Origin of the sequence: Photorhabdus kleinii (assembly GCF_025384885.1) — a bacterium.
GTDB classification, from domain to species: domain Bacteria; phylum Pseudomonadota; class Gammaproteobacteria; order Enterobacterales; family Enterobacteriaceae; genus Photorhabdus; species Photorhabdus kayaii.
The window spans coordinates 1-2,746 of the sequence record NZ_JAJAFY010000106.1 but is presented as its reverse complement, the minus strand read 5'-3'; the positions used below and the strand labels follow the sequence as shown (position 1 = coordinate 2,746).

3 protein-coding genes are annotated in these 2,746 nt (G+C 48.3%); all 3 read right to left on the bottom strand.

From position 1 onward, the window contains the following. Nucleotides 1-14 precede the first annotated feature (14 nt). Nucleotides 15-1,166, bottom strand: coding sequence for a DUF3396 domain-containing protein (locus LG003_RS22670; RefSeq protein WP_262981722.1), 1,152 nt, complete (start codon nucleotides 1,164-1,166; stop codon nucleotides 15-17). A gap of 14 nt (nucleotides 1,167-1,180) precedes the next feature. After that, the gene (locus tag LG003_RS22665; RefSeq protein ID WP_262981721.1) at nucleotides 1,181-2,536 is read right to left on the bottom strand and encodes a VRR-NUC domain-containing protein; all 1,356 of its coding nucleotides are present in this window, start codon (nucleotides 2,534-2,536) and stop codon (nucleotides 1,181-1,183) included. Nucleotides 2,537-2,538: 2 nt separating this feature from the next. Then, nucleotides 2,539-2,746, bottom strand: a 208-nt coding sequence (locus LG003_RS22660; protein WP_262981720.1) for a hypothetical protein, incomplete at its 5' end; no start/stop codon positions are given.

The following is a 2,746-nucleotide window of genomic DNA, read 5'->3' as shown; positions in this document are numbered from 1 at the left end:
CGGTGGATAATCTGTTATTCCCACCTATTTGCCGCTTCCCGTATCAGATGCCATACAGTTGTACCCGTCTCCGCACCTTCAACATCAAAAGCCATCGCCCCCTGAGCAAAGAAGTACTGCCGACCAGGCAAACTATCGGTTTGCCAGATCCCGCTGACCAGTGCAGGATGGTTACTTCTCAAAGGAGTCACCTGTAGCGGTCCACGGTCATAACGGGCATACCAGGCTTGTGTGGAAATATCATCAAAATGACCCTCGCCATAAAAATGCAGTGAATCACCTTCTCCCGGAACAAAACGTATCGGACGTATCAGTTGGTTAATGGCAAAATAACTCTCCGGGACACTGCCCGGTAGCGGCGTTAAGTCCGGGTATTGACCGGCCCGGATCATCAGACCATTGGAGTAAGGGGTAATCACCACATCCGGGTAGAGGTGGCGGGCCAGCGTGTGGCGTATCCATGATTCCCCACCCAATCGCTCTACAAAGCGTTTGGACAGCAGGGTGATCCAGTTAATGCTTCTGATGGAGTGGGCATAATCTCTCAATGTTGTATGAACAGTGGAGTTAACTTGTAGGGTGGGATAACGCTGAGCTAGCTGGTACTCTAAGGGAAAATAATCATGATAATCTCTGGGTAAGACCAGACAGTAACCACAGTCTCCCCAATCAGGTTCAAGTTGGTTACACAGAAAGTCCAGCCAGGCCATAAATCGGGTCATGCCCTCTTGTGCTTTCAGATAATCCCAAGGCAGTACAAGACTCAGGTAGGAGCTACTGTTGTCACCACTTATTTCCCGGGAGTCCATGTAATGCATCAGATAGCGAGGGGCTTCATAGAGATTTTTTGCATCACTAACATCCCAGCTAGAAAACTGGTTTTTTTTCTGATTCAGAATGCCTTCTTCCACTTTGGCTATATTTTCCGGAGAATATTTTTTGAACCCTTTCAGTTCATGAGTATGAAAACGCAGATGAGTACCAAACTCTTCGCGAAAGCGCCGGTAGCAGGCCAGAATACGCTGTTTTTTCTCCTGAGTGTAACCCTGTTTAAAAAACAGAGTAATCGAGAGACCCAGACGGGAAACAGTCAGTTCATCGCCATTGATAAAAAGAAAAGAGGTCAGTTGTGATCTCAACTGGGTAAAGTAATCTGAAGTATCCATATTCCCTCCGTTAATTATGAAGCGGTGGCGAATGTCACACTCGCCAATATTGTCAGGACAGCAGCTAACGCGGCGGCACTGGCTGCTACTGCGGCAGCTAAAATTTCCACCAGTGCAATCAGTGCAGCAGCAACGGCAACGGTGACCAGGATAACAACGGCAACTTCGGCAATAATCACAACTACTTCCAGCATGCCTTCCCCCACCTCTTTTAATATTTGCATCCAGCTAATGTTTTTTAGCTCTTCCAGGGTGATATCTGAGCCCTGTTGCACAGTCTGCCATCGGGCTTTTATCTCATTCTCCGTCCAGGTCACGATTTTCCCCGTTTGTTCATTAACCCAGGAAAACGCGTAGCTGACATGATGGGTTATCGGGTCAATAATTTCTTCACACACCCACTTGCCGGCTTGATTGAACCAGGCACCAAACTGGGCAAGGAGTTCCCGGGTACTGTCACGGACATAATTCAATCCGTTTTCGGTCAGACCCGCCACCTCCTGCCCAAGGACAACCCAGTCTTCATAGCTCGGTAAAAACGACCAGCGGGAAGTACTGAGAAGCGGTGGATTTTCTGTCAGGGGCTGCGGAATGGTTCCCGGCACACCCTCTGCGGGAAGAGCGGGTAAAGCTTTATCATCAGGCGGCGAACCGGGCGGCAGCGGGGCCAGTGGTATCGGATTTTTATAGTGTTGGGAACCGGGTTGATAATGTTTTCGCCACGCTTCATCGTACTGTTTTTGCTCTTCTGTGCGGTTATCGTCAATACGCATCACACCAAAGCGAGAGCGGGTAGCAATTTGAATGTAATCAATTTCTTGCCCTTTATTGAGAGTATCCCCTGGAAATTTCACCTCAATCAGCATTTTCAGATTATCGGGATGCACGGAGCCATCAAAGTAGGTGGCACTCCTACCCGGCCAGCGGAGAGTCTCATCTTTAACCAAAATAATATCGGGGCGCCGAATACCAACAACACCAAATTTCTCCGTATCGTCGGCAGAAGGCCGGGCAAATGGATTACTGGATTGCGGTAAATTATCACCATAACGCTGCTTAGAGATTTGACTGGTTGCCAGCATGGGTAAAGGCACTGCCTCTTCTCTGATAGCAAACACCACTTCTGCTTTATAAGGCCATAAAAAGTCATGTTTAAGTTCTTCAACCTTAATCAATCCACTCATAATAATTTGATTAAGAAAGCGAATAGCGCCCAGCTTGGTGATAATCATTGCGGGCAAACGCAGAGCATACTCAGCTTTTTCCGCCAGATAACAGGGGTCTTCATCGGCGGGAAAGACCCCTATTTCCATCGTGCAATTAATTGAGGTCACGGCCGGGCACATTTTACCGCTGTTGGATATTGTCATACTTATTTCTCCGTAAATTCCATCACATACTCTACCTGCGTGTTACCACTGGCACGGTATAAGGTTTGCTTCGGTTTCGGTGGGACTTCTGGTGAACTCAGTTGCAGATTTTCTTCCGCCTCACTCTGTACCGTCACGGTTCTGCCCAGCGCATCGGTTTTACCGGAAAGGGTCTGACCGCCAGCGGTGGTAATGGTATAGGGGGTATTC